General features: G+C 64.7%; 19 protein-coding genes. 10 read left to right on the top strand and 9 right to left on the bottom strand.

The window, feature by feature from the left end:
- Positions 1-3 precede the first annotated feature (3 nt).
- Complete coding sequence (hisB, locus tag HCO70_RS03505; RefSeq protein ID WP_172293122.1) at positions 4-591, bottom strand: imidazoleglycerol-phosphate dehydratase HisB; 588 nt, start codon at positions 589-591, stop codon at positions 4-6.
- Positions 592-713: 122 nt separating this feature from the next.
- Between hisB and HCO70_RS03500 the strand changes: the two genes are divergently transcribed.
- Complete coding sequence (locus HCO70_RS03500; RefSeq protein WP_172293120.1) at positions 714-953, top strand: Lrp/AsnC family transcriptional regulator; 240 nt, start codon at positions 714-716, stop codon at positions 951-953.
- A 298-nt stretch (positions 954-1251) separates the two neighbouring features.
- On the opposite strand, the gene HCO70_RS03495 is transcribed toward HCO70_RS03500, so the two are convergent.
- Positions 1252-2250 (bottom strand): nitronate monooxygenase family protein, encoded by a 999-nt coding sequence (locus tag HCO70_RS03495; protein WP_172293118.1) that lies wholly within the window; start codon positions 2248-2250, stop codon positions 1252-1254.
- Positions 2251-2535: 285 nt separating this feature from the next.
- Entirely contained in the window at positions 2536-3510 is a 975-nt protein-coding gene (denD, locus tag HCO70_RS03490) for a D-erythronate dehydrogenase (protein ID WP_172293116.1), read from the bottom strand.
- 138 nt (positions 3511-3648) lie between these two features.
- Between denD and HCO70_RS03485 the strand changes: the two genes are divergently transcribed.
- From HCO70_RS03485 to HCO70_RS03470, 4 genes are all read left to right on the top strand, one after another.
- Positions 3649-4386, top strand: coding sequence for an SDR family oxidoreductase (locus tag HCO70_RS03485; protein WP_172293114.1), 738 nt, complete (start codon positions 3649-3651; stop codon positions 4384-4386).
- A gap of 16 nt (positions 4387-4402) precedes the next feature.
- On the top strand, positions 4403-6187 hold the full coding sequence (locus HCO70_RS03480) for an IlvD/Edd family dehydratase (protein WP_172293112.1): 1785 nt from the start codon (positions 4403-4405) through the stop codon (positions 6185-6187).
- A gap of 81 nt (positions 6188-6268) precedes the next feature.
- The gene (locus HCO70_RS03475) at positions 6269-7117 is read left to right on the top strand and encodes a fumarylacetoacetate hydrolase family protein (protein ID WP_172293109.1); all 849 of its coding nucleotides are present in this window, start codon (positions 6269-6271) and stop codon (positions 7115-7117) included.
- A complete protein-coding gene (locus tag HCO70_RS03470) occupies positions 7114-8064 on the top strand; it encodes a 2-hydroxyacid dehydrogenase (protein ID WP_172293107.1) in 951 nt (316 codons plus the stop codon). The genes HCO70_RS03475 and HCO70_RS03470 overlap by 4 nt, the downstream gene beginning before the upstream one ends.
- A gap of 6 nt (positions 8065-8070) precedes the next feature.
- Here HCO70_RS03470 and HCO70_RS03465 read toward each other — a convergent pair whose 3' ends face one another.
- Positions 8071-8751, bottom strand: coding sequence for a lysophospholipid acyltransferase family protein (locus HCO70_RS03465; protein ID WP_172293105.1), 681 nt, complete (start codon positions 8749-8751; stop codon positions 8071-8073).
- Between the two features lie 96 nt (positions 8752-8847).
- On the opposite strand from HCO70_RS03465, the gene HCO70_RS03460 reads away from it, so the two are divergent.
- The 3 genes from HCO70_RS03460 to HCO70_RS03450 are packed head-to-tail and all read left to right on the top strand — an operon-like array spanning position 8848 to position 11107.
- Entirely contained in the window at positions 8848-9117 is a 270-nt protein-coding gene (locus HCO70_RS03460; RefSeq protein WP_172293103.1) for an acyl carrier protein, read from the top strand.
- Positions 9114-10349 carry a beta-ketoacyl synthase gene (locus HCO70_RS03455; RefSeq protein ID WP_172293101.1) on the top strand — a complete coding sequence of 412 codons (1236 nt, stop codon included), beginning with the start codon at positions 9114-9116 and terminating at the stop codon, positions 10347-10349. The genes HCO70_RS03460 and HCO70_RS03455 overlap by 4 nt, the downstream gene beginning before the upstream one ends.
- Positions 10349-11107: a MaoC family dehydratase gene (locus HCO70_RS03450; protein WP_172293100.1), complete on the top strand. Its 759-nt coding sequence runs from the start codon at positions 10349-10351 to the stop codon at positions 11105-11107. The genes HCO70_RS03455 and HCO70_RS03450 overlap by 1 nt, the downstream gene beginning before the upstream one ends.
- A gap of 95 nt (positions 11108-11202) precedes the next feature.
- Here HCO70_RS03450 and HCO70_RS03445 read toward each other — a convergent pair whose 3' ends face one another.
- Entirely contained in the window at positions 11203-11736 is a 534-nt protein-coding gene (locus tag HCO70_RS03445; protein ID WP_172293098.1) for a tetratricopeptide repeat protein, read from the bottom strand.
- Between the two features lie 124 nt (positions 11737-11860).
- On the opposite strand from HCO70_RS03445, the gene HCO70_RS03440 reads away from it, so the two are divergent.
- Complete coding sequence (locus HCO70_RS03440; protein WP_172293096.1) at positions 11861-12628, top strand: SDR family oxidoreductase; 768 nt, start codon at positions 11861-11863, stop codon at positions 12626-12628.
- Between the two features lie 55 nt (positions 12629-12683).
- The gene (locus HCO70_RS03435; protein ID WP_172293094.1) at positions 12684-13436 is read left to right on the top strand and encodes a sulfite exporter TauE/SafE family protein; all 753 of its coding nucleotides are present in this window, start codon (positions 12684-12686) and stop codon (positions 13434-13436) included.
- A gap of 106 nt (positions 13437-13542) precedes the next feature.
- Here the strand turns inward: HCO70_RS03435 and recN are convergent, their stop codons facing one another.
- The 4 genes from recN to ftsZ form a co-directional block, all read right to left on the bottom strand.
- Entirely contained in the window at positions 13543-15192 is a 1650-nt protein-coding gene (gene recN / locus HCO70_RS03430; protein ID WP_172293091.1) for a DNA repair protein RecN, read from the bottom strand.
- Between the two features lie 50 nt (positions 15193-15242).
- The gene (locus tag HCO70_RS03425; RefSeq protein ID WP_216665243.1) at positions 15243-16082 is read right to left on the bottom strand and encodes an outer membrane protein assembly factor BamD; all 840 of its coding nucleotides are present in this window, start codon (positions 16080-16082) and stop codon (positions 15243-15245) included.
- Between the two features lie 128 nt (positions 16083-16210).
- Positions 16211-17143, bottom strand: coding sequence for a UDP-3-O-acyl-N-acetylglucosamine deacetylase (lpxC, locus tag HCO70_RS03420; RefSeq protein WP_172293089.1), 933 nt, complete (start codon positions 17141-17143; stop codon positions 16211-16213).
- 225 nt (positions 17144-17368) lie between these two features.
- A complete protein-coding gene (gene ftsZ / locus HCO70_RS03415; RefSeq protein ID WP_172293087.1) occupies positions 17369-18949 on the bottom strand; it encodes a cell division protein FtsZ in 1581 nt (526 codons plus the stop codon).
- Positions 18950-18986 lie beyond the last annotated feature (37 nt).

The following is an 18986-nucleotide window of genomic DNA, read 5'->3' as shown; positions in this document are numbered from 1 at the left end:
GCCCTACAGCGCCCCCTTGGTCGAGGGGATCGCGTCGGCCTTGCGGGGGTCGGTCTCCACCGCCTCCCGCAGCGCCCGAGCCACCGCTTTGAACGCCGCCTCGGCGATGTGGTGGGCATTCAACCCGTGGATCTGATCCACATGCAGGGTGATCCCCCCATGGGTCGACAGCGCCTGGAAAAATTCCCGGACCAGCTCGGTATCGAACGTCCCGATCTTCGCGGCCGGCATCTCCACATTCCACACCAGATAGGGCCGCCCGCTCAGGTCCAGCGCCGCCCTGACAAGGGCGTCATCCATCGGCAGCAGGCACGATCCGTACCGCCGGATCCCCTTCTTGTCCCCCAGCGCCTGCGCCAGAGCCTGCCCGATCGCGATCCCCGTATCCTCCACCGTGTGGTGGTCGTCGATATGCAGGTCGCCCTTCGCCCGGACCGTCATGTCGATCAGCGAGTGCCGCGCCAGCTGGTCCAGCATGTGGTCGAAGAACCCCACCCCCGTCGCCATGTCATAGGCGCCGGTCCCGTCGAGATCGATCTCGACCGAGATGGCGGTCTCCGCCGTCTTGCGGCTGATGCTGGCCTTGCGCATGAGGCGCCTCCGTCTGGTTCCGGCCGCTTATAGGCGGCGCCGGAACCCATTCCAAGACGGCCCATTGATTCCCCCGCCGACCGCGGCCATTCTGCCGCTCGACCGGCCAAAGGAGTGCCCCGATGACCACCTGCGTATTCATTCAGCTTCGCTGCCGGCCCGGCACCACCTACAAGGTGGCCGAGCAGATCGTGCTGAAGGAAATCCACTCCGAGCTTTACTCGACCAGCGGCGAGTTCGACCTGATGCTGAAGCTCTACGTTCCCGAGGGCGCCGATGTAGGCAAATTCATCAATGACGAGCTTCTGGACATTGACGGCATCGAGCGGTCGCTGACAACACTGACCTTCAAGGCGTTCTGAAAAACCCTGGAAGGGTGCCTCGTAAAGATATGGGATCGCAAGAAAATTGCTTCGGCAAGGACAACATAGGCCCACGTCGGACTGACAATCCTCGATGACGGCCCCGATCGATACGTGCTTTCACAATCCGCGCAATGGGGCGCTGATCGTGCAGGCGCGGCAACTATTCCACAGAGCGAAATAGCAAAAACCAAACCGAATCTGCCATATGTACCAGCAGGTTAGAAGACGCCTCTGAAGCGGCGCTTGAAGTTTCCCACCTACTTATCCCGAGCCACGCCTCGCTATGCCGTGTCCCTCAGAGGAATTCCGCGGTAAGCCGGCTGCCGGCGGCGCGGTACTCTGCCGCGATGCGATCCACCAGCGCCGCAACGGGAACAACGGCTTTAACAGCACCGATACCCTGGCCCGACCCCCAGATATCCTTCCACGCCTTCGCCTTGCCAGAGGTGGCAGCGGCAAAGTCCATCGCGTCAGGCGTCTTTTCGGGCAGATTGTCGGGGTCGAGACCGGCCTCCAGCACCGATGGTTTCAGGTAATTCCCTGCAACTCCCGTGAAGTAGGAGGAATACATGATGTCCTCCGCACCATAGTCCACGATCGCCTGCTTGTAGGCTGGCAGCGCGTTCGCCTCCTTCGTCGCGATGAAGGGCGATCCGATATAGCCAAGGTCGGCCCCCAGCGCACGCGCGGCGAGCAGTGCTTCGCCCGTGGCGATTGACCCGGACAACAGCAAAGGTCCGTCGAACCATTCCCGGATCTCACGAACCAGAGCGAACGGCGATTGCGGCCCTGCGTGGCCGCCGGCCCCCGCGGCCACGGCAATCAGCCCGTCCGCGCCCTTCTCGATCGCCTTCTTCGCGAAGGTATTGTTGATGATGTCGTGCAGAACAACGCCGCCGCAGTCATGCGCCGCGGCATTGACCTCGGGCCGGGCACCGAGCGAGGTGATCCAGATCGGAACGTTCCATTTGTGACAGATTTCGATGTCCCGCTGCAGACGTGTATTCGACCGATGTACGATCTGGTTTACTGCAAACGGCGCGGCCGGGCTATCCGGATGCGCCTGGTTGTGGGCGTCGAGAGCCTCTGTGATCTGCTTTAACCAGGTTTCGAGCATCGACGGCTCGCCTTCGGCCTCTCGCGCGTTAAGGGCCGGAAAACTGCCGACGATCCCAGCCTTGCACTGGGCGATCACAAGCTCCGGCCCCGATACAATAAACATCGGCGCGGCAACGGCCGGGATGCGGAGGCCCCGCAGCGCGGATGGCAGTCGGCTTGTCTGCTTGGATTGCATGGTCCCGTCTCCAATACGATGGCATCTTGGGGAGGATCCATGCGGGTGCACGAAGTTTCCTCCCCAAAAACGCGTGCGTTCGCGACAGGATGTGGTTCGGTGCCAGACCTGACAAGGGATGACGGAACGGAACCCGAATGACGTGACGCAACGGCGCATTGATGGATAACGCCGCCGCATTATTGGGCATATCGCCCGACCGATCCCGGGTTTAAACGCGAGGCAAAGCCTTGCGCCTGCAACTCCGCGGGCCACTATGCGAAAGAGTTCCCCGGTCGCGCGGGATCAGCGGTCCAGCTCGTCCTCGATATAGACCCGGATAATCTCGTCGAAATTCGTCTCCGCCTCGAAACCAAGCGCCTTCGCCCGCTGCGGATCGAAGTTCCGGGGCCAGCCGGCGACGATCCGCTGAATCGTCTCGTTCGGCTCCCGCTTGATCAGCGCCACCGTCTTGTCACCCGCGAGATTGCGCAGCGCCTCGATCTGCTCGGCAACCGTGCAGCTGACGCCGGGCATGGTAAGCGCCCTGTTGTCGCCCAGCAGCGCCGGGTCAAGGCCCGCTGCCTGGCACAGGAACCGCACCGCCGCCCGCGGGCTGGCATGCCAGTGCCGCACATCGTCGGAAACCGGAAGGATGGCTTCCTGCCCGTTCAGCGGCTCTCGAATGATGCCGGAGAAGAATGAGGACGCGGCCATGTTGGGCCGGCCGGGCCGGACGACCACGGTCGGCAGCCGGATCGCCACCGCGCGAGCGATGCCGCGCCGCCCCATGTCGTTAACGATCATCTCGGCGCAGACCTTCTGTGCGCCATAGGACGTCTGCGGCGTCAGCGGCTGATTGTCGGGAATCTTGTCGGGGAAGGGCGGCCCGAAGACCGCAATGGACGACGTGAAGACCAGGCTGGGCACATAGGCGCCCTTGGATTTGCGATGTTCCTCTTCCAGCTTGCGGCCGAAATGGATCACAGCCTCGCCGTTCACCTCCCAGCCGATCTGGAAATTCGCCTCCGCCTCGCCGGACACGACAGCGGCAAGGTGGAAGATCACGTCATACCGCGCCTCCAGCAACTGCCCCACGGCGTCAGTATCAGCGAGGTGCCCGGTGATACGGTTGGCCGCCGGGGCACCGCCCTTCGGAAACACCATGTCGAACAGGGTGACTTCAATGTCGGTGTCGCCGTTCAGACCCCGGGCGCTCAGATGATGGGCCAGTTTCTGGCCGATCATGCCGCCGCCACCGATTATAAGGACGCGTTTCATGCGCTTGCGTCTCCTCCTTCCGCAACTCTCCCACCCGCGACCCTAGCTTTTTCCGAAACTATGCAATAGGCCTGATACGCGCTAACGGATAACGGACGGTAAGCACGGCTGCGTCAGCGCGCATTTTGGGAGGAATGCATGACGACAGAACGGCTTGGGGCCAGGCGGGCATTGGTGACCGCCGCCGGTCAGGGCATCGGGCGCGCATCCGCGATCGCGATGGCCGATGCCGGAGCAAAGGTTTTCGCGACCGATGTGAACGAAGCGGCGCTCGAAGGGTTGAACCATCCGAATATCGAGGCGTTCCGGCTGGATGTGTTGGACGATGCCTCGGTCGCCGAGGGCGCGGCACGGGCGCAGCCGGACATCCTGTTCAACTGCGCCGGATACGTCCACAACGGCACGATCCAGGAAGCGACCGACGAGGATTGGGATTTCGCCTTCGCGCTCAACGCAAAAGCGATGTTCCGCACGATCCGCGCGGTGCTGCCGGGAATGCTGGAGGGCGGCAAGGGCTCCATCGTGAACATGGCGTCGCTCGCCTCTTCGCTGAAGGGCGTGCCGAACCGCTGCGTCTACGGCGCATCGAAGGCCGCGGTGGTCGGGCTGACCAAGTCGGTTGCTGCCGATTACGTGACCCAGAACATCCGCTGCAATGCGATCTGCCCCGGCACGGTGGAAAGCCCCTCGCTGCATGACAGGCTGCGGGCGACCGGCGATTACGAATCCGCCATGGCCGCCTTTGTCGCGCGGCAACCGATGGGGCGGCTCGCGCAGCCAGAAGAGATTGCGTCGCTTGTGGTTTACCTTGCCAGCGACGAAAGTGCTTTCGTTACCGGCCAAGCCTACGCCATCGACGGCGGCTGGTCGATCTGATCCGGAGAGACAGGCAATGAGTGACAAACCCAAGCTCCGTTCGCGGAAATGGTTCAACAACCCCGACGATCGCGAGATGACTGCGCTGTATCTCGAGCGTTACCTGAACTACGGGCTGACGCGCGAGGAACTGCAGGGCGACAAGCCGATCATCGGTATCGCTCAGACCGGCAGCGACCTTTCCCCCTGCAACCGGCACCATATCGAACTGTCGAAACGGGTGCGCGACGGTATCGCCGCGTCGGGCGGCACGACGATGGAAATCCCGGTGCATCCGATCCAGGAGACCGGCAAGCGGCCAACCGCCTCGCTGGACCGGAACCTCGCCTATCTCAGCCTTGTGGAGTCGCTCTTCGGTTACCCGATTGACGGTGTCGTGCTGAACATCGGCTGCGACAAGACCACGCCGGCCCTGCTGATGGCCTGTGCAACCGTGGGCATCCCAGCAATCGCCCTGTCCGTCGGGCCGATGCTGAACGGCTGGTTCCGCGGGCAGCGCACCGGGTCTGGCACCATCGTCTGGAAGGCGCGGGAACTGCTGGCAGCGGGTGAGATCGACGACGACCAGTTCATGGAACTGGTGGCCTCCTCGGCCCCCTCGACCGGCTTCTGCAACACTATGGGTACGGCCAGCACGATGAACTCGCTGGCCGAGGCGCTTGGCATGCAACTGCCCGGCTCCGCCGCCATCCCCGCGCCCTATCGCGAACGCGGCCAGATGGCCTATGACACCGGCAAGCGCATCGTCGAGATGGTCCACGAGGATCTGACACCGAACAGGATCATGACCCGCGAGGCGTTCGAGAACGCCATTGTCGTCAACTCGGCCATCGGCGGTTCGACAAACGCCCCGATCCACCTGAACGGCGTTGCGCGGCACCTGGGCGTGCCGCTGGAGAATGACGACTGGCAGCGCATCGGCTACAAGATCCCGCTGCTGGTGAACCTGCAGCCCGCGGGCGAGTACCTGGGCGAGGACTACCATCGTGCCGGCGGTGTGCCGGCGGTGGTTGGCGAACTGCTGGAAGCCGGGCTACTGCCGCACCCCGACGCGCTGACCGTCAACGGCAAGACCATGGCCGAGAACTGCGCCGAACGGCGCAGCGAGAATATCGAGGTGATCAAGACCGTCGCCGAACCGATGCTGAAGGATGCCGGGTTCCTGAACCTGAAGGGCAACCTTTTCGACAGCGCAATCATGAAGACCAGCGTCATCACCAAGGAGTTCCGCGAGCGGTACCTTGAGGACCCCGATCATCCGATGGCCTTCGAGGGCAAGGCCGTGGTCTTCGACGGGCCCGAGGATTTCCACAAGCGGATCGACGATCCGATCCTCGAGATCGATGCGCATTCCATCCTGATCATGCGCGGCGCCGGACCAATCGGATACCCCGGCGGTGCCGAGGTGGTGAACATGCGCCCGCCCTCCTACCTGCTAAAGCAGGGCATCCATGCCCTGCCATGCGTCGGCGACGGACGGCAGTCGGGAACCTCCGGTTCGCCCTCGATTCTGAACGCTTCGCCGGAAGCGGCAGATGGCGGCGGGCTGGCGCTTGTGAAGACCGGCGACGTGATCCGCATCGACCTGAAGGCCTGCACCGCCGACATGCAGGTCAGCGACGAGGAACTGGCCGCGCGGCGCAAGGCGCTGAACGGGCACAGCTATGCGCCGCTCAGCCAGTCGCCCTGGCAGGAGATCTTCCGCGAACGTGTCGAGCCGTTCTCGAAGGGCATGACTCTGCGCGGCGCGGACGAATACAAGGAAATCGCGCGCAAATTCACGCCGCGCGACAATCACTGACCACATCACGGCTGGCGCCGGAGCGGATTCCTTGCGAGGGTCTGCCCCGGTGGCTGTCGCACGCATTGAAGGAGAGGACGCATGAAACTTTGCCGCTACGGTGAACCGGGCAAGGAAAAGCCCGGCCTGATCGACGCCGACGGAAAGCTTCGGGACCTGTCGCCGCATGTCCATGACATCGCGGGCGCCACGCTGGGCGCAGCCGGACTCGACCGGCTGCGCGAGATCGATGTCAACACGCTGTCCCTCGTGCAGACCTCTCCGCGTTTCGGCCCCTGCGTCGGCGAGATCGGCAAGTTCATGTGCATCGGCCTGAACTATTCCGATCACGCCGCCGAGACCGGCGCCGAGCCGCCCGAGCACCCGATCCTGTTCATGAAGGCAAACTCCGCCATCGTTGGCCCGAACGACGACGTGGTGATGCCGCGCGGCTCGACCAGCACCGACTGGGAGGTGGAGTTGGGCGTCGTGATCGGCACCAAATGCAAATACGTCAGCGAAGAGGACGCGCTGGACTACGTCGCCGGCTACTGCACGCTGAACGACGTGTCCGAGCGGCATTTCCAGGCGAAGATCTCGGGCCAGTGGACCAAGGGCAAATCCTGCGACACCTTCGGCCCGACCGGGCCCTGGCTGGTCACCAAGGACGAAGTCGAAGATGTCCAGAACCTCGACATGTGGCTCGACGTGAACGGCAAGCGGATGCAGACCGGAAACACGAAGACCATGATCTTCACCGTGGCGCAGATCATCGCCCACCTGTCGCAGCTTTTCACCCTGCATCCGGGCGACGTGATTTCCACCGGCACACCGCCGGGCGTCGGGCTGGGCATGAAGCCGGACCCGGTCTACCTGAAGGAAGGCGACGTGATGGAGCTGGGCATCAAGGGCCTTGGCGAACAGCGCCAGACGGTGAAGGCGGATACATGACCAAACCGGTAATGCTGATGCTCGGCGAGCCGACCGAGCGCATGCGCGCGCCTCTGGATGAGGCGTTCGAACTGCTGACGGCGATCTACGACGTGGACGACGTACTGGATGCGCATGGCGACCGGGTCGAATACCTGCTGGCGATGTATCATGGCGATGTCACCGCAGAGGTGATGGACCGTATGCCGAAGCTGAAGGTCATTTCCAACTTCGGCGTCGGCTATGACAGCATCGACACCGGGGCCGCCGTCGAGCGTGGCATCGTCGTGACCCACACCCCCGAGGTGCTGGATGACGAGGTGGCGAACACCACCGTCCTGATGCTGCTCGCCTCCGCCCGGAACCTTCTGCAGGACGCGAAATACCTGCTGGACGGCCGGTGGGAGAGCGAGGGTGACGCCCCCCTGTCGCGCTCGATCCGCGGGACGACCGTGGGCTTTCTGGGCATGGGCCGGATCGGCCAGACCATCGCCGAGAAGCTGGCGGTCTTCGGCGTCGAGATGGTCTATCACAGCCGCTCGCCCAAGGACGTTTCCTACAAGTATTACGGCGACTTGACGGATATGGCTGCGGCCTGCGACTACATGATCGTCATCGCCCCCGGCGGCGCGTCGACCTATCACATCGTCAATCGTCAGGTGATGGAGGCGCTGGGTCCGGAGGGCACGCTGATCAACGTGGGCCGCGGCTCTGTCGTGGACGAGGCGGCGCTGGTCGAAGTGCTGAAGGAAGGCAAGCTCGGCGCCGCGGCGCTCGACGTGTTCGAGGATGAACCGCACGTGCCAGAGGCCCTGCTGCCGATGGAAAACGTGCTGTTGCTGCCGCATGTGGGCAGCGCCACGGTCGAAACCCGCGCCGCAATGGGCGATCTGGCGGTAAAGAACCTGGTGACCTTCAAGCAGACCGGCAAGGCGGTGACGCCGGTGCCGGAATGCAAGGGGATGTAGGGCGTCTTATCCGTCCCGGCTGAGGCCGGCGGCGAGGCGGTCGATGAACTCCTTCGTCTTCAGCCCGGCCGGGATCGGCGGCCGGATCTCTACCCTTATGGTACCGGCGTGCCGCAGCCAGGACCGGTGCGGCCAGAACCGGCCCGAATTGTGCGTGACCGGAACACAGGGCAGGCCGAGTTGGCGGTAAAGCACCGCGACGCCCGATTGCAGACGATCGCGCAGTGCCGGATCGCGGGTGCCCGACGGAAAGATCAGGATCGAGCGGCCGTCGGAGGCGGCCTGTTTCGCTCCGGTGAAGCTGGCGCGCGCCGCCTCCAGATCGCCGGAGCGGTCGATGCCGATATGGCCGAGCCGCCGCGCGATGGGACCGGCGAGGGGGTAGCGCAGGATCTCCTGCTTCAGCAGGACGGCAGGGTTGTGGAAGTGGAGCGGCAGAAACATCGTCTCCCACATCGACTCGTGCCGGGCGGCGAGAAGGCAGGGGCCCGCGGGCAGGTTTTCGACCCCAGTCACCTCGACGCGTTGACCGCAGATCATCCGCAGGAGCCACAGTTGCAGGCGGATATAGGCGGCCAGAACCGGCCAGCCGATGCGTACCGGCACCAGCACCAGCACATAGGCGGGCAGGAAGACCAGTGTCGCCAGTGCCGAGGCAAGATGGAAGCAGAGAGACCGCGCGATCACGGCCGTTTTCCCCTGCGCAACCCGGGTCATCCTTGTTGCAATCCCCCCTGCTTTGCCTGACTAATGGCGCCGGACCTTATTGCCCAGGGAGCGCCGATGCGCAACGACGCCGCCAGCGAAACGCTCGAGGATGACCTGCTGGATCTGGTCGCCGAAGAGGGCATGATCGAGCGCGCGGCGCTGGACCGGGAGGCAAACCTGGCGGACCTGAACATCGCCTCTGCGGATTTCATAATGATCCTGATGGCGATCGAGGAGAAGTACGGTGTCTACATCTCGGTCGATAACGAGGTCGCCGATCTGCAGACGGTGCAGGACCTGCTGACCGTGGCATCGAAGAAGATCCGGGAAAAATCCGAAGCATGAGCCTGCCCCGTGTGGTCATCACCGGCGCCGGGGCGTTCTCGCCCTGCGGCGCGGGGGTCGCATCCCTTTGGGACGCGGCGCGCGACGGGGTGTCGGCGGCGCGCGAGGTGCTGTTCTCCGCCATCGCCGAGCAGCGCGTGACGCGGGCGGCCGCAATTTCAGCCGAGTTTTACGAGGCGAATGCCGGCGACACCGTGAAACCAAGGATGCAGGACCGAGTGACCGGTTTCGCCCTGATCGCAGCGGCTGAAGCCGTGGCGCAGGCGGGGCTGAACGAGGCCGATTTCGGCGGCGCCTGCGGCGTGATCGTCGGTTCCGGCTTCGGCGGCGCCGATACGCTGGATGAGAACTACCTGAAATTCGCCGCCCACACTTACGGCGCCGGGCTGACGCGGATGGACGCGATGGCGGTGCCGAAGATCATGACCAACGCCGCCGCTTCGTGGATCTCGATGACCTACGGTGCACGCGGGCCGCTTTACTGCAACTCCACCGCCTGTTCCTCGGCCAGCCAGTCCATCGGCCTGGCATTTCAGCTGATCCGGGCTGGCGCCATGACCCGCTGCATCACCGGCGGGACCGAGGCCTGCGTGGTCCCCGGCGTGTTCCGGGCCTGGGAGGCGCTGCGGGTGCTGACGCCCGACCAATGCCGCCCGTTCTCGCGCGACCGCAACGGCATGATGCTGGGCGAAGGCGCGGGCATCCTGATCGTCGAGACGCTTGAGGCGGCAGAGGCACGCGGCGCCGAACCGCTGGCGGAGATCGTAGGCTATGGCACCACCTCGGATGCGGGCGACCTGCTGCGCCCCGACCCGGAAGGTGCCGCGTCGGCGATGCGCCGGGCGCTGGCAGAGGCCGGGATCGGCGCGCGCGAGATCGGCTATGTCAACGCGCATGGCACCGGAACCATCGCCAACGACGTCTCCGAGACGCAGGCGATGCGCGCGGTCTTCGGCGACGTCTTCGACGGGCTCGCTGTGTCCTCCACCAAGCCCATCCACGGTCACGCACTTGGGGCGGCCGGAGCGCTGGAGACGATCATCGCACTGGAGGCGCTGCGGTCCAGGACCGCGCCGCCCTCGCTGAACTTCAACGAAATGGACCCGGCCATAGGTTTTACGCCGGTGCATGGCAGCGCGCAGGACTTCGAACAGGATTACGTGCTCAGCAATTCCTTTGCCTTCGGTGGTATCAACGCCTCGCTGATCCTCGGCGCCGCCGGACGTCTGTAATGGGCGCGGAGCTGGAACTGCCGCGCGGCCTGCCTGCCGCGTGTGCGGAAGAATTGGCGGCATTGGTCGGCCAGATCACTGGGCGGGCACCCGCCGCCCTGCCCTGGTTCGCCACCGTCCTGCTTTTCGCGGAACCGGAGGTGAACGCGCATCTTGCGCTGCCGGAGACTGGCCCGGAAGAGATGCTGATCCACGACTACCAGAGCGTGGACTGTCCGGCCCTCCTGCCTCTCGACACAGCCCTGACGGCACGGGCCGAGACCACATCACGCGGAGACCTGACCGACCACCGCTTCACGCTCTGCCGTGACGGCGCCGAGGTGGCGAAACTCGGCACCGCACTGCGCCGGGTGAAGATCGCGGATCTGATCGCGGCAGCGCCCGCGCCCTTCCGCGCGGAGATGCTGAAGGACGTCACCTGGTTCGGACCATTCGCCATTTCCCAAGAGCTGACCGACCGCTACCTCGCACTATCAAGCGACCCGAACCCCATCCACCGCGACGCGGAACTGGCCCCACGCCTCGGCCTCTCCGCACCCGTCGTGCCCGGCCTGTTGCTGCTGTCGATGATTCAACCCTCGTCGGAAGTGATGCTTGGCGCGCCGCTTGCCACGTTGAAAGCCCGGTTCATGGCACCACTGACAATGAACACAGAGCTTCGGATCGGCCTGCAAAGACGGGGGCCCGCCCGGCTGCGCGCATATCTCGAAGCTGGTTCGGCCCTGGCCGTTGCGGACATGCAAATGAGCCACGACTGATCCGGCTCCTTCTTCTGGCGGAAAATATCCTAGGGGGGTTTGGGGGGGACGAAGTCCACCCGGCGTCGGTCGGATCGCCCAAGCGATCAGAAACCCTAGAGGTCTTCCCCGGCCGGCACGTCCAGGATCGCACGCTCCGCCAGGAACGGATGGAACTTCAGCGCCTCGCGCACAGCGATCTGCGCCAGCGGCACGCGGCCCTGCTGGTAGTAGATCATCGCCCGTCCGGCCAGCGCGCCGAAATGCCGGGGCTCGCGCTTCAGCACCTCGTCCACATCGGCCAGCGACTTCTCGAAATTCCCGGTCAGGAAATAGATCGTCGCGCGCTGATTCCAGCCCTCGGCATAATCGGGATATGTCTCGACCAGCCGGTCGAGATGCGACAGAGCACCGAGGAAATCATACGCCCGGCGGTGTTCCAATGCGGTGTCAAGCGCCTCCTGTGCCACCGGGTCGGGGGCGGTCAGCCAATGATTCCAGATCTGCGGCACCAGCCCGTCTGCCTCGGCAGGCGTCTCGGCTACAGCGAGCGCAGAAAGCAACGCCTCGTACTCTGCCGCATAGTTGCCCTGCGCCGGGGCCAGCCCAGGCAGCACCAGGAAAAGCAATATCGCGCATAGACGCTTCATGGACAGGAATGCTGGGCTACGGTGTGCCGGGCGGTCAAGCGGAACCTGTTCAAACCCGCGTCATCCGGGGCTGGCCTTCGGTGTGGAATCCCGCCAGTCTGTTGCAGGAAAAGGGAGGCTAATCATGCATGTAGCGATTACGGGGGCGGCGTCGGGGATCGGAGCCGCAGTGGTGGAGGTGCTGGCGGCAGACGGCCACAGGATCACCGCTTTCGACATCGCGCAACCGGGCGGTGTGGACACCTGGCAAATGGTCGATATCGGCGACATGGAGGCGGTGGCCACCGCGGCCGCGGGCGTCGAGGGCCCATTCGACGCGCTGATCCTGAACGCCGGACTGCCGCCGCGCGACGGCAATGCCGAGGATGTCCTGCGCGTGAACGTTTTCGGCCTCCGCGCGATGGCCGAGGCGCTGGATGGCAAGCTGGCGCCGGGCGCCGCCATCGTCTCGACCGCGTCGCGGGCCGGCGAGCACTGGCGCGAGAACATCGACGAGGTGAAGGCGCTGATGGCACTGGATGGGCCGGAGGCACTGCCGGACTTCATCGCGGAACGGAACATCGACCCGCTCCGAGCCTATTGCCTGTCGAAAGAATTCGTCGTGGTCTGGACCGCGATACAGACCGGGCGGCTGATGGCGCGTGGCCAGCGCGCGAACTGCGTCAGCCCGTCTGCCGTCGACACGCCGATCCTCGAGGATTTCAAACTGGCGCTTGGAGATCGGGCGGATTCGTCCCTGAAACTGATCGGCCGGGCGGGATCCCCGCAGGAGATCGCGGCGCTGATCCGGTTCCTCGCCTCGCCGGAAAGCGGCTGGATCCGCGGCCAGAACATCACCGTCGATGGCGGGATCACCGCACTGACGCTGACCGACTCGCTCGGCCTTGCGTGACGGCCTTTCCCCCGCCCGCTGCTGGCGCTAAGCAAGCAGCGACGGAGGGGACGGGATGATCGACCTTATCACCGCGGGGCTGGACTGGCCGGTGGTCGTGGCGCTGCTTCTGACCAGCTGCGCCGCATCCTTCATCACGGCCGCCTTTGGTATCGGCGGTGGCGGCGTGATGCTGGCGGTGCTGGCATCGCTATTGCCACCGCTGGCGATAATCCCTGTGCACGGCGTGGTGCAACTAGGCTCGAACGCGGGACGCTCGGTCCTGTTCCTGCGCTACATGCGGTGGGAGCTGTTCTGGCCCTTCGCGATCGGTTCCGTCATTGGCGTCGCCGTCGGCGGGATGACCGTGGTGCAGCTCGACCCGGGCTGGCTGCAGATCGCCGTGGGCGCGTTCATCCTGTGGACGGTGTTTGGCAAAACGCCAGGCATCTTCAAGCGATCCGGGCCGGTGGCGGGCGCATTCTCCAGCTTTCTGACCATGTTCATCGGCGGAACAGGACCCTTCGTGGCGGCTTATGTCAAAGCACAGGACCTTGAGCGGCATTCCCACGTGGCGACGCAGGCGGTGCTGATGACGCTGCAGCACGGGCTGAAATCGCTGATGTTCGGGTTCCTCGGCTTCGCCTTTTCCGAATGGGCCGGGTTCATTGCCGCGCTGATCGTGGCGGGTTTCGTCGGAACATGGCTGGGCAAGCACATGCTGGCGCGGATCAACGAGAAGCGGTTCAAGCTGGCACTTAACGCGATCCTGACGGTGCTGTCACTGCGGCTGATCTGGTCCGGCGTGCGGCTGGTCTTCGGGATATGACGTCGGGCATATCGCGATATGACAACCGCCGCTGGGGGCTCTGCCCCCGCCGCCTCCGGCGACTCCCCCGGGATATTTTCGGCCAGAAGAAGGGACCGGACTGTCCCTAGCCGTCCAGCAGCGCGCGGGCGGCGCCGCGCGCCTCGTCGGTGATGGTGTCCCCGGCGAGCATTCGGGCAATCTCGTCGACGCGGTCGCTGCTGGTCAGCGGCGTGACTTCTGACAGGGTAGCGCCATTGGCGACTCGCTTGGCCACCTGCCAGTGATGCTGCCCACGCGCCGCGACCTGCGGAGAATGGGTAACGACCAACACTTGCCCCGCCTCGGCCAGCGCCGCGAGGCGGCGGCCCACGGCGTCGGCAGTGGCGCCGCCGACGCCGCGGTCGATCTCGTCGAAGATCAGCGTCACACCCGAGCCAGTGCCGGTCAGGCAGACCTTGAGTGCCAGCAGGAAGCGGCTGAGCTCGCCGCCCGACGCGATCTTGTTCAGCGGCCCGGCGGGCGCACCGGGATTGGTTGCGACGGTGAAGGCGACCGCATCGCGGCCTTCGGGACCGGGCTCGGCGCCGGCGATGTCGGTCCGGAAACTGGCCCGCTCCATTTTCAGCGGTGCGAGCTCCTTCGCCATTGCCTTGTCGAGCCGCGCGGCGGCCTTGGTGCGGATTGCGGTCAGCGCCTGAGCAGCAGTGTCATAGGCGACCTCGGCCTCTGCCAGAGCCGCATGAAGCGCTTTCAGGTCGGCCTCGCCGCCATCTAGTGCGGCAAGCTGGGAACGGAGCTTGCCGGCGAAATCACCCAGCTCGTCGGGAGCTACCCCATGCTTGCGCGCCAGCCCGCGGATCGCGAACAGGCGTTCTTCGGTGCGTTCCAGGTCGCCCAGGTCGAAGGACATCGCGTCGAGGCAGTCGCCGACGCCCTGCTCCGCCTCGCCCAGCTCGGTCAGCGCGCGGGACAGCGCCGCGATCGGGGAGTCGAGCCGTCCCTCGGCATGCTCGGCCACATCCTCCAGCCAGCGCAGCGCATTGGCGATCAGCCCCTCGGCGCCGTCATAGCCCAAGGCGCCATGTGCCTTGGCGATATCCTCTCGTATGCGGGCTGAGGATTGAATCAACCGGCGGCGCTGGTCGAGTTCGCCCTCCTCGCCCGGCTGCGGATCGAGCGCATCGAGCTCGGCCACCGCATGGCGCAGGAAGTCCTCCTCTTCCCGGATCGCGGCAAGCGCCGTCTCCTCCTCCGCCAGCGCCTTGCGGGCCGCTCCCATGGCGCGCCATGCAGTGCGCGAGGCCGCAATTGCGGCCTCGGCCCCGGCAAAAGCGTCGAGCAGGGCGCGGTGACCGCGGATATTCAGCAAACCACGGTCATCCTGTTGCCCGTGCAGTTCCACCAGCACGTCCGACAGACGGCGCAGGGTATCGCCGGAGGTGCGCCGGTCGTTGACGAAGGCAGTTTTCCGGCCGTCTGCACTATTGACGCGGCGCAGGATCAGTTCTCCGGTTTCCGGCAGTCCCGATTCCAGCAGCACTTCGCGCGCGGCGTGGCTCTCCGGCAGGTCAAACACCGCTGTCACCTCGCCCTGTTCGGCGCCGGAACGCACCAACTCCGCACGCCCGCGCCATCCCAGCACGAATCCCAAGGCATCGAGCAGTATCGACTTTCCCGCTCCGGTCTCGCCGGTCAGCACGTTCAGTCCCGGCTGAAATTCCAGCTCGAGCCGGTCGATAATCAGCATGTCCCGGATATCGAGACTGCGCAGCATGACGGTTTACCCTGCGGTGAGATTCGCCCCGGAAGGGCGGCCGGACGGGATCAGAGCCATTCGCCCCGCACCATCTGGCGGTAAATCTGGTTCAGCCAGCTGTCGCCCGAAGCTTCCAGCCGCAAGCCCTTGCCGGTCAGAAGCGTGTAGGCGTCGCTGTACCAATCGGTCGACTGATAGTTGTAGCCGAGGATGGCGCCCGCGGTCTGCGCCTCGCGGTAAAGACCGAGCGCCAGGTAAGCCTCTACCAACCGGTATAGCGCTTCCGCGGTATGCGTGGTGGTCTGGAAGTCCTCTACGACGACCCGGAAACGGTTTATGCCTGCGGCATAGTTGCCGCGCCGGTGGTAGAAACGACCGATCTCCATCTCTTTCGCGGCGAGGTGGTTGAAGGCGAGGTCGAATTTCAGGATCGCCGAGTCGGCGTATTCGCTGTCGGGATAGGTCTCGATGACAGCACGCAGCGCCTGCAACGCCTGGAAGGTCAGGCCCTGGTCGCGACCGACTTCGTCGATCTGGTCGTAATAGGACAGCGCCAGCAGATACTGCGCATAGGCGGCGTCCTCGTCCGCCGGGTAGAAATCGAGATAACGCTGCGCGGAGACACGGGCCTGCGGATAATCCTTGTCCTGGTGAAAGGAATAGGCCTGCATGATCAGCGCCCGTTTAGCGAGCTCGGAATAGGGATACAGCCTCTCCACCTCTCCGAACAGTTCGGCGGCGTCGTCGGCGCGATCCACTTCCAGCTGGTACTCGGCGCGGCGATAGATCTCCTCGGCGCTCTGGTTCTCGACCGGGGTGTCGTTCCGACCGCGGCCGCATGCAGCCAGCAGGACCAGCGCCACGGTAACCGCAATGGCACCTGTTCGCGACTTTGCCCGTATCGTCAAAGGCCTACCCTATCCGAAGTTTATCGGTCCGCGCCAAGGCAGACCCCCACTTTGGGAAGTTCCTAGCACAGATCGCATCCGGGCCAAAAGCCCCTTTGGCGCTGGGAAGTTGCCGTGATGGGAACGGGTCACGCCGCGTGCGGAAGGCCCGCAAGATCGGCGCGGTTGATGCCGGCACCGGGCAATTTCGCAACGGTGTCGGCGCTGCAGGGCACGACCCGATACGCCTGCGGCTGAGCGAACAACGCCCGCAGTAGCTGGTTGGTCAGCGCATGACCGGCGCGAATCCCGGTATAGCGGCCAAGGATCGGCCAGGTCGCAAGCGACAGGTCGCCAAGCGCGTCGAGCATCTTGTGGCGCACCGGCTCATCTTCATAGCGCAGGCCGCCAGGGCACAGGATCTCGTCGCCGTTGAAGACTACGGCGTTCTCTCCCGGCTTGCCGCCAAGAGCGAGACCATTGGCCTGCATCAATTCAACATCCGACAGACGGCAGAAGGTACGAGCATCGCATAGCTCGTGCACGAAGGCGCCATTCGCCATATGCAGGCGGCGTTCCTGACGGCCGATTGCGGCGTCTTCGAAATCGATGAGGAAATCGAGTTCCAGCGAGTCGGCCGGATCCAGACGGGCAACGGCGTCGCCCTTCCGGACTTCAACGCGTTCCAGAACCTTCAGCGCCCGCAGCGGAGCACGCAGGCGGCGGACGCCTTTGGCGACGATGCCGGCGACGAAAGGCGCGGATGATCCATCGAGGATCGGCACTTCGGGGCCGTCGATCTCGATCAGAGCGTTGTGCACACCACACCCGGCCAAAGCGGCCATCAGATGCTCGACCGTGGAAACGGATACATCTGCGTGGTTGACCAGCCGAGTGCAAAGCGGCGCAGCCTCAACCGCGTCCCAGCGAGCCGGGATCAGCGGATCGCTATCGGTGACATCGGTGCGGCGAAACCATATTCCCGACTCCGCCGAGGCGGGCAAAATGGTCAGCCGGACATCCGTGCCGCTATGCAGGCCGGTGCCGGAGAAACTGACGGGACTCTTGATCGTTGTCTGCACTGGTTCTTCTCACCCATATTCCGGACAGAGAGATAAGCCGGCAAAAGTGGCGTTAAAGGCTGGGTAAGGTTTCCTCAATTCACTCTTTGCAACGCTCTGAAACATGCGGCTTCGGGCTGCGCAACTTCCCGCCTAAACTGATCGGTTCAGTTGTGAAGCCTTTGAATAAAAAGCAAAAGACCGGCCGGGGCCGGTCCTTTGACAAGCATTCTTGTGACCGCTGATTCAGTTTGCCTGGCGTCGCAGGAAAGCCGGAATCTCGATCCGCTCCTGGTCCGGATCCATCTCCAGCTCTTCTTCAGGCGCGGTCACCGGGGGCTGGCGGCGGACCGGATGGGGCGCTCTCTGGGGGTGCGCCTCGGCCGCGTGGCCGGTCATCCGCCCGATCAGCGAGTTGATCCCAAAGCGCGATTTCTCGGCCGGCTCCTCCTCGTTGACGACGGCGGCAGGGCGAGTACGGGGTGCCTTTTGCACCGCACTCTGCAGACGAGCCAGCACCTCCGGAGAAGGCGATCCCGCCTTTGGCGCGACAAAAGCCTCGGGCGTAGCTTCGGGAGCCGTGGCTTCGACGGGCTTCGGTTCGGGCCGGTAAGCCGGCGGCGGCAGATCGTCCTGCGCAAAGATGTTGCTCGAGGGCTCCTCGACCTGTTCTTCCTCGAGGCTGTCGAACAGCGGTGGCTGTTCCTCGGCGCGCAGTTCCGCGGCCACCGGAACATGCTGCTCCTCGGCGGCGACATGCGCGGCAGAGGCATAGTCGGCCTCGAACTTTTCTTCGACTTCCTGTGCGCTGTGCAGCGGCTCCGCCAGGCGGCGGCGCGGCACCGGAACCTCGGTCGCTTCGCTGGCGTCGATACCGGTGGCAACGACCGAAACGCGCATCGCGCCTTCCATGCTGTCGTCCAGCGTCGAACCGACGATGATGTTCGCGTCTGCGTCCACTTCCTCGCGGATACGGTTGGCGGCTTCGTCCAGTTCGAACAGGGTCAGATCGTGACCGCCGGTGATGTTGATCAGCACGCCCTTCGCGCCTTTCAGGCTGATCTCGTCCAGCAGCGGGTTGGCGATCGCCTTCTCGGCGGCCTGGATCGCACGATCCTCGCCGGTGGCTTCGCCGGTGCCCATCATCGCCTTGCCCATTTCGTCCATAACAGCGCGGACGTCAGCAAAGTCGAGGTTGATCAGGCCCGGGCGGACCATCAGGTCGGTAACGCCCTTAACACCTTGATACAGAACGTCGTCTGCCATGGAGAACGCCTCGGTAAAGGTCGTCTTCTCGTTGGCGAGGCGGAACAGGTTCTGGTTCGGGATGATGATCAGCGTGTCGACCATCTTCTGCAGGTTCTCGACGCCATCCTCTGCCTGGCGCATCCGCTTGGCGCCCTCGAACTGGAACGGCTTGGTCACGACGCCGACAGTCAGAACGCCCAGTTCGCGGGCCGCCTGCGCGATGATCGGCGCGGCGCCCGTCCCGGTGCCGCCGCCCATCCCGGCGGTGATGAAGCACATGTGTGCGCCAGCGAGGTGATCCACGATCTCCTCGATCGTTTCTTCGGCTGCGGCCGCGCCGACGGACGGGCGGGCACCTGCGCCAAGGCCCTCGGTGACCTTCACTCCGATCTGGATGCGGGCGGGCGCATGGCTTTGCGCCAGCGCCTGCGCGTCGGTGTTCGCAACCACGAACTCCACGCCCTCCAGCTCTTTCTCGATCATGTTGTTGACGGCGTTGCCGCCGGCCCCGCCGACGCCAAATACGGTAATGCGGGGCTTCAGGTCTTCACGTTCGGGCATTTGCAAATTCAATGTCATCGTTGTTGGTCCGCCTGTCTGTCTTTTTGCCCCGGGT

The organism is Pseudoruegeria sp. HB172150, from assembly GCF_013184805.1.
In the GTDB taxonomy this organism is placed as follows: Bacteria; Pseudomonadota; Alphaproteobacteria; order Rhodobacterales; family Rhodobacteraceae; genus Psychromarinibacter.
Note: the sequence above shows the minus strand (reverse complement) of the source record. Positions and strands in the feature narration are given on the sequence as shown.

Bases quoted from the DNA above. Each gene is read 5' to 3' on its own strand.
- ftsZ (WP_172293087.1), bottom strand. From the start codon at position 18,949: ATGACATTGAATTTGCAAATGCCCGAACGTGAAGACCTGAAGCCCCGC.
- HCO70_RS03445 (WP_172293098.1), bottom strand. From the start codon at position 11,736: ATGAAGCGTCTATGCGCGATATTGCTTTTCCTGGTGCTGCCTGGGCTG.
- HCO70_RS03480 (WP_172293112.1), top strand. From the start codon at position 4,403: ATGAGTGACAAACCCAAGCTCCGTTCGCGGAAATGGTTCAACAACCCC.
- HCO70_RS03435 (WP_172293094.1), top strand. From the start codon at position 12,684: ATGATCGACCTTATCACCGCGGGGCTGGACTGGCCGGTGGTCGTGGCG.
- HCO70_RS03450 (WP_172293100.1), top strand. From the start codon at position 10,349: ATGGGCGCGGAGCTGGAACTGCCGCGCGGCCTGCCTGCCGCGTGTGCG.
- denD (WP_172293116.1), bottom strand. From the start codon at position 3,510: ATGAAACGCGTCCTTATAATCGGTGGCGGCGGCATGATCGGCCAGAAA.
- HCO70_RS03495 (WP_172293118.1), bottom strand. From the start codon at position 2,250: ATGCAATCCAAGCAGACAAGCCGACTGCCATCCGCGCTGCGGGGCCTC.
- HCO70_RS03440 (WP_172293096.1), top strand. From the start codon at position 11,861: ATGCATGTAGCGATTACGGGGGCGGCGTCGGGGATCGGAGCCGCAGTG.
- recN (WP_172293091.1), bottom strand. From the start codon at position 15,192: ATGCTGCGCAGTCTCGATATCCGGGACATGCTGATTATCGACCGGCTC.
- HCO70_RS03470 (WP_172293107.1), top strand. From the start codon at position 7,114: ATGACCAAACCGGTAATGCTGATGCTCGGCGAGCCGACCGAGCGCATG.
- hisB (WP_172293122.1), bottom strand. From the start codon at position 591: ATGCGCAAGGCCAGCATCAGCCGCAAGACGGCGGAGACCGCCATCTCG.
- HCO70_RS03455 (WP_172293101.1), top strand. From the start codon at position 9,114: ATGAGCCTGCCCCGTGTGGTCATCACCGGCGCCGGGGCGTTCTCGCCC.
- HCO70_RS03485 (WP_172293114.1), top strand. From the start codon at position 3,649: ATGACGACAGAACGGCTTGGGGCCAGGCGGGCATTGGTGACCGCCGCC.
- HCO70_RS03460 (WP_172293103.1), top strand. From the start codon at position 8,848: ATGCGCAACGACGCCGCCAGCGAAACGCTCGAGGATGACCTGCTGGAT.
- HCO70_RS03475 (WP_172293109.1), top strand. From the start codon at position 6,269: ATGAAACTTTGCCGCTACGGTGAACCGGGCAAGGAAAAGCCCGGCCTG.
- HCO70_RS03500 (WP_172293120.1), top strand. From the start codon at position 714: ATGACCACCTGCGTATTCATTCAGCTTCGCTGCCGGCCCGGCACCACC.